The organism is Acinetobacter sp. WU_MDCI_Abxb74 (genome assembly GCF_025513915.1).
GTDB classification, from domain to species: domain Bacteria; phylum Pseudomonadota; class Gammaproteobacteria; order Pseudomonadales; family Moraxellaceae; genus Acinetobacter; species Acinetobacter calcoaceticus_C.
This window is the reverse complement of the sequence record NZ_JAHPRP010000019.1, coordinates 21,431-27,655: the sequence shown is the minus strand read 5'-3', so window position 1 is coordinate 27,655 and position 6,225 is coordinate 21,431. Positions and strand designations below refer to the sequence as shown.

The following is a 6,225-nucleotide window of genomic DNA, read 5'->3' as shown; positions in this document are numbered from 1 at the left end:
GCAATCTACTCAATTCCAAGTAACTGTTTTTCAACAAGTTTCTATCTGCATCACCGCCGATGGATGTGCATTATAGAGGATTAACTTTCCTTTGCAAGGGGTATTTCAGCCTTTTTCTATCGAGTGCCGTTTTTTTCTTCTATTTTACGAAAAAAGTCATATATATGCCTTTTTTTTAGGCAGTTCAGTCAACGTTAGATGAGATATTAAACTTTTTTTAGTTTATCAACTTCATGTAGAATAGATTATTCGTGCAATAGTTTGGCATTAACTCACCATGTGGCAGTTCGCTAAAAAAGTATTTGTTTGCATACTTGTAGTGTTTGCTACGAGTGGGCCTTGTTATGCCAATTCAAAACATAACTTCTATGTGCTTACTTTATCTATTCTAAGCTATAGTAAGTGGGAGAATGTAAATACTCCTACTCTTTGTGTTATTGATAATCCCTCCATTACATCTACCTTTCAATCTTATATCCAGCAAATGTCTTATAATTATCGTGTTCAAACTGTAAACGCGAAAGATTTTGCTCGGTCACATTGTCAGGCAGTTTATTTTTCTACTACTTCTCCACAGCAACAACAAAGCCTTATTCAGAACTATCCTTATCGTTCTTTACTTTCTTTAAGTATTAATAATTCAGAATGTGAAATAGGAAGTATCTTTTGTTTATACAATCAAAATAATTACACTACCTTTAAAGTTAACTTAGATGCTTTAAGTCACTCCAAAGTTCATATTGATCCAAGAGTATTGCTCTTGGCTAAGAATGCGGAGTAAGGATCATGATATCAAAGTTGTATCAGTCCACTTCATTGCATGCTTTATTTAGAAAATCTCAATTTACTATTTTTGCAATTACTTTCTTTATCTGCTCTTTTACGTTTGTATCGATTTCTGTTTTTACAATGGAAACTTACGCCAAACAAAATTTGCAATTGCTCAGCCATACTCTGCTAGAGCGTATTCAGCCCGCAGTTGTATTTAATGATAAAATTACGATAGAGCAAATTTTGAATGAATACACCAATGATCATTCAATTCGTACTATTCATATTTATGATTCAGAACATCATTTAATTGCACAAAGTTTTAAATTATCAAGTCAAACCTCAATTTTGGAGGGTTGGTTTGATCATTGGTTTTTAAATGAGCCCGTTCATCTTACAATTTATCATCACGAACAAAATGTAGGTGAATTAACACTTTTTGGTAGTTCAGAAAAAATATTGCAGTTCCTCAAAATGATTATCGTAGGACTTGCAATTGCAATGTTGTTTATTGTTTGCGCTTTGTGGTGGTCAGTAAACTTAACTTATCGCCAAATTATGCAGGCGATTTATCCACTTACCAATATTGCTCAAATTGTAAGTGAACAAAAAGCTTATAATCTTCGTTTTCCTTATAACCGAATTAAAGAATTTCAAGATTTAAATACTGTTTTTAATGAGTTACTTGAAGAAATTCAGATATGGGACAATCAATTACAAAAAGAAAATCGTAAATTATCATTTCAGGCTCATCACGATCAGCTTACATTATTACCGAATAGACATTATTTTTATCAAGTTCTATTAGATATGTTTGAAGATAAGGGATTTGATAACAAGTCTGCTTTATTGTTTCTAGATAACAATAACTTCAAAGCGATTAATGACCAGTTTGGACATTTGGCTGGAGATGAAGTTTTAAAAGAAATGGCCAACCGCTTGCAAACCCGTTTACGCCATCAAGATTTTATTGCACGTTTAGGTGGTGATGAATTTGCCGTCATTTTGCATTCCATTAGCCATGCTGATCATTTAATATCTATTGCTGAAAATTTACTCGAAAGCTGTAAAGAACCTTTGCAGCTAAATGGACAAACCATTTATTTCAGTTTTAGTGTAGGTATTGCTTTATCACAATTTGCATCTAGCCCCGAAGATTTCATTATGCAAGCAGATCAAGCAATGTATAAGGCTAAAAATTCGGATGAACACTGGTTTATCTATAAACCTGAAAATTAAATTTAGGCTAATCTATGAATACAAGATCTTTAAAACTCTCCTTTATTGCATTGCTATGCATTACTCTTGCAGGGTGCCTGAGTTTTGGTCCATTAAAATATCGTCAGGTAAAATTGCTTAAGAAAGAAGGTTTTGTTCTTACTGATGAAGGATGGACACTGGGTTTACCAGAACGTTTGTTATTTGACTTTAATAATGCAGAGTTAAAACAGAGCCATGAAGCTGAGTTAACACGTCTAGCAAATCAATTGAATAAATATGATTTAAATAAATTGAAAATTGTTGGGCACACTGATGATGTTGGCGATGCAACTTATAATCAAAAGCTATCTGAAGAGCGTGCACAAAGCGTGGCAAACCTTTTCTTAGCTCGCGGATTTAAAAAAGAAAATATCTATGTGATTGGACGTGGTTCAACTCAGCCTTATGTCCCAAATACAACCAATGAAAATCGTGCGATTAATCGACGTGTTGCTATTGTCGTTATTCCATAATTTTCAATTTATAAAAAAGCCAATCCTTTGTGATTGGCTTTTTTATTTTAAACTAACTCAATAATATCAATGGTTGGCGGCACTCTAAAACGTAAAGGAATTCCGACCATTCCTGTGCCAACTGTAACAAAGACATCGGCATATTCGTGGGAATAAAGCCCTCTTTTATGCCCTAAAATTGATACTTTTTTCATAATATAGTTAGTTAGCCATGGAAGCTCCACCTGCCCACCATGCGTATGCCCAGATAGCATTAATGGACGATTTGGCAATTTAGGCACCATATCTACTGTATCAGGATTATGAGAAAGGATTAACCAAGGTTTATCTTGGGGTAAATCTGGCATGGAACGCATATCGGTTTTTCCAGCCCAGAGATCGCCAATGCCAATCAGACGGAATTCTTCAAAATCAACTATTTTGCCTTCAATATCGACAACTTCATTATAAAACAAGGCATCTTTTAACAATTGTTGAATAGGTGGTCCTGGATATTGCTCATCATGGTTTCCAGGAACAGAGTAAACAGGCGCCTGAATTTCTTTTAAAACACTCAATTCTTGAATTAATCTGTCTTCTGGTTCATATGTCCAATCACCTGCCACAACCACTAAATCAGGTTGCTGCTCATTTAATTTTCTAACTATCGTTTTGAGTTGGCGCTCATGCCCTGAAAATAAACCAATATGTAAATCAGCAATTAAGGCTACCTTTACAGGTTTATTAAAACTACGATCTGGATTTAACCGATATTGATGAGTATCGACACGTACTAGATGAGGTTCAATAAATCGAGCGTAAATTAAAACACCACTTAAGAAAAAGATAAAAATACCTTGGTGAATTGAATAGTAACCAATCCAGGCAGCATATAAATTAAAAAACCAGAGAGGAATAAGTAGATAAGAGAGATAAAATGCGAGTAAATGGACAAAAGCTTTAAATGGATGAATCGTCTCGGTTCGAGATTGATGAATCCAAGCTTCAGAAATTCCCCATAAAGCAAGTATTGAAAAAATAAAGTAAAAACAAAAGATGATTGAATTTGGGTTCCACATTACGATTCTCGACTTATCTTATATTGATTGCTAGTAATCAAATTCAATATTTATCTTTCAATATGCACGAACTATACTCTAGCTCACGTTATCGTATGTACTGATTATGGCACAATCCTTTCGATCCAAACAGCTTCAAACGAATCAACAAGCTAATGGCTTTTTGATAAAAGCTTCTTTAGTCCTATGTTCTAGTTTTGCTGTGGGTTTGACAGGATGTAGTACTCTGCCAAAACATAGTGTTGAGCCAGTACAATATGCAAAAGATATTGATACTTCTCAGACCTCACTTGCCAAACTGATTACTCCCTTACGTCAGCAGAATCCCAAGCTAACGGGTTACCATGTCTTAAATGATCCCTTGGAGGCTCTAGCAGCCCGCCTAAGATTAATTGATAAAGCTGAAAAAACGTTAGATTTACAATATTACATTTGGGACAATGACAAAGTTGGTGCTTTAGCCTTGCACGCGATTATTCGGGCAGCTGATCGTGGTGTAAAAGTTCGACTTCTTATTGATGACAATAATGCAAAAAAAATAGAAGGGATTTTACTCGCCCTTTCTCAGCATAAAAATATTGAAGTGAAGCTTTTTAACCCATACCGTTTTCGTAAATATCGTGCGATGGATATGGTTCTTGACTTAAAACGTATCAATCGTCGCATGCATAATAAAAGTTTTATTGCCGACAATGAGGTTGCTCTTATTGGCGGACGTAACATGACAAATCAATATTACAACGTAAGTGATAGTTATCAATTCTCTGATGTCGATGTGATGTTAGTTGGTGCTGCTGTTGATGACATTGTGAATTCATTTGATGATTACTGGAATCATGAATATGCATATTCAGTTCAAAGTATTGTAAGTCCAGAGCAACATCGTCTACGTTATGAAGGATTAAAAGAGCAACTCGAAGCTCACTACCAACAGGCGACAGTTCAAAACTTTCTAAACTTAACCGCAAAATCACATGCATTTGATGAATGGTTAAATCGCAATATTCAATTCGACTGGGTCAAAGCAGAAGTTGTAAAAGACTCGCCTGATAAAATCAAGTCAAAGGCTAAAAAAGAAGAACACCTAAATTTCCAGTTAATTAACCATTTAGAAAAACCAGAAAGTAACGTTGACTTAATTTCAGCTTATTTTATTCCAGAGAAGCAAGGCGCCAAGATTTTAAGTACTCTTGCTAAAGAAGGTGTTGAAGTGCGAGTTTTAACTAACTCGTTTAAAGCGAATGACGTTGCCGTTGTTCATGCCTTTTATGGGAAGTACCGTAAAGAACTTCTTAAAAACGGCGTACAACTTTATGAGTTTTTACCGACACCCGATAAAAGAGATTTAAATAAAAATACAGATGAGCTTGCAACTAAAGCGAAAGTGAACATGAAAGGATTAAGTCGCTCAAGTTTGCATACTAAACTTATGGCATTAGATGAGCAGGTTTTTATTGGTTCATTTAATTTTGATCCGCGCTCAGCTTATTTGAATACTGAAATTGGCGTAATTTTAGATAGCCCATCGTTGGCTAAGACAATTCACCATACGATGGACGAAAATTTAAATAAATATGCCTATAAGCTAAAGCTAGATCCTAATAATCATATTTATTGGCAGCAAGAAACTCCAAACGGTCCTTTAATTTATAAACAGGAACCAGAGATGAAATGGTGGCAAAAAGCAGGCATAAAATTTCTTTCATGGCTGCCACTTGAAGGATTTATGTAATTAACTTTTTGGCTTAAGTACTTTCTGATGTAGTTGAGCCAAACCTTCTACCATTTTTTCTTGAACTTCGCGCGTTAAACTTTTCACGTCGTGCCCTTCTACAGGAATTGGAGGTAACGTTAGTAAATGAGCTGTTACTTTCGGCATTTCAAGTACACGTTGAATATGTTCAGCAAATGTCATCTCACCAATGAAAGGGGCAACTGTATCTAATTGCCCATGACGGTTTACATAACAAATCAAACATACTTGCACTGGGCGTTGAGCCTCAATAGCAGCTCCGAGTAAACGACCATGTACTTTCTTAACAGAATGCCCATCTGTAGTAGTCGCTTCAGGGAAAAATAGTACAGGAATATTTTGTTTTAAAAATTCGGTAATTTGCTCACGGATTCTAACTGAATCCCCCGACCCACGCTTAATAAATAAAGTTCCACCACCTTTAGCCAGATTCCCTAAAATGGGCCAATTTTCAATTTCGGCTTTAGCAAGAAAGAAAACTCGAGCCCCCGAACCTAAAACAGCAACATCTAGCCAGGAAATATGATTACTTACCCAAAGGGCAGGTTCTCTAGGAATTGTTCCGTGTACTTCTACGTCTAAGTTAAAAACCTGACATAAACGGCGGCAAAAATATTGAACATAGCGTGTATTGACCGGATTATTAGGATCTTTATAAAGGCCATGTCGATAAACTAAATAAAAACCTTCACTAATTGCAGCCGTGGCAGAAGTGACTTTTTTTCCGTATAAACCTATTTTTGATAATTTCTTTAACGTTGAATTAACTATACTTTGCGTTTGAGCCATAAAATTTCACTAACGATCAATCATTGTTATACCCATCTCGAGCATTCTATACGTTTCAGAATAAACTTGCATTGATGATAGAGAACGGGAAATAAAATAAATTCAAACATCTCTAATTACA

General features: G+C 35.3%; 6 protein-coding genes. 4 read left to right on the top strand and 2 right to left on the bottom strand.

The features are described 5' to 3' along the window. The first annotated feature begins 277 nt into the window (after positions 1–277). From KTH84_RS18795 to KTH84_RS18785, 3 genes are read left to right on the top strand one after another with little or no spacing between them, the layout of a single operon-like run. The gene (locus KTH84_RS18795; RefSeq protein WP_042898331.1) at positions 278–781 is read left to right on the top strand and encodes a YfiR family protein; all 504 of its coding nucleotides are present in this window, start codon (positions 278–280) and stop codon (positions 779–781) included. A 5-nt stretch (positions 782–786) separates the two neighbouring features. Next, the gene (locus KTH84_RS18790) at positions 787–2,010 is read left to right on the top strand and encodes a diguanylate cyclase domain-containing protein (protein ID WP_197730973.1); all 1,224 of its coding nucleotides are present in this window, start codon (positions 787–789) and stop codon (positions 2,008–2,010) included. Positions 2,011–2,024: 14 nt separating this feature from the next. Then, entirely contained in the window at positions 2,025–2,504 is a 480-nt protein-coding gene (locus KTH84_RS18785) for an OmpA family protein (protein ID WP_262474744.1), read from the top strand. Positions 2,505–2,551: 47 nt separating this feature from the next. On the opposite strand, the gene KTH84_RS18780 is transcribed toward KTH84_RS18785, so the two are convergent. Then, positions 2,552–3,562, bottom strand: coding sequence for a metallophosphoesterase (locus KTH84_RS18780; RefSeq protein WP_262474742.1), 1,011 nt, complete (start codon positions 3,560–3,562; stop codon positions 2,552–2,554). Between the two features lie 106 nt (positions 3,563–3,668). On the opposite strand from KTH84_RS18780, the gene KTH84_RS18775 reads away from it, so the two are divergent. Beyond that, positions 3,669–5,294 (top strand): phospholipase D family protein, encoded by a 1,626-nt coding sequence (locus tag KTH84_RS18775; protein WP_202743924.1) that lies wholly within the window; start codon positions 3,669–3,671, stop codon positions 5,292–5,294. Here KTH84_RS18775 and KTH84_RS18770 read toward each other — a convergent pair whose 3' ends face one another. Continuing rightward, the gene (locus KTH84_RS18770) at positions 5,295–6,104 is read right to left on the bottom strand and encodes a lysophospholipid acyltransferase family protein (protein ID WP_042898328.1); all 810 of its coding nucleotides are present in this window, start codon (positions 6,102–6,104) and stop codon (positions 5,295–5,297) included. Between the last annotated feature and the right edge of the window lie 121 nt (positions 6,105–6,225).

Coding starts and splice junctions, on each gene's coding strand:
- KTH84_RS18780 (WP_262474742.1), bottom strand. CDS start 3,562: ATGTGGAACCCAAATTCAATCATCTTTTGTTTTTACTTTATTTTTTCA.
- KTH84_RS18775 (WP_202743924.1), top strand. CDS start 3,669: ATGGCACAATCCTTTCGATCCAAACAGCTTCAAACGAATCAACAAGCT.
- KTH84_RS18770 (WP_042898328.1), bottom strand. CDS start 6,104: ATGGCTCAAACGCAAAGTATAGTTAATTCAACGTTAAAGAAATTATCA.
- KTH84_RS18790 (WP_197730973.1), top strand. CDS start 787: ATGATATCAAAGTTGTATCAGTCCACTTCATTGCATGCTTTATTTAGA.
- KTH84_RS18785 (WP_262474744.1), top strand. CDS start 2,025: ATGAATACAAGATCTTTAAAACTCTCCTTTATTGCATTGCTATGCATT.
- KTH84_RS18795 (WP_042898331.1), top strand. CDS start 278: ATGTGGCAGTTCGCTAAAAAAGTATTTGTTTGCATACTTGTAGTGTTT.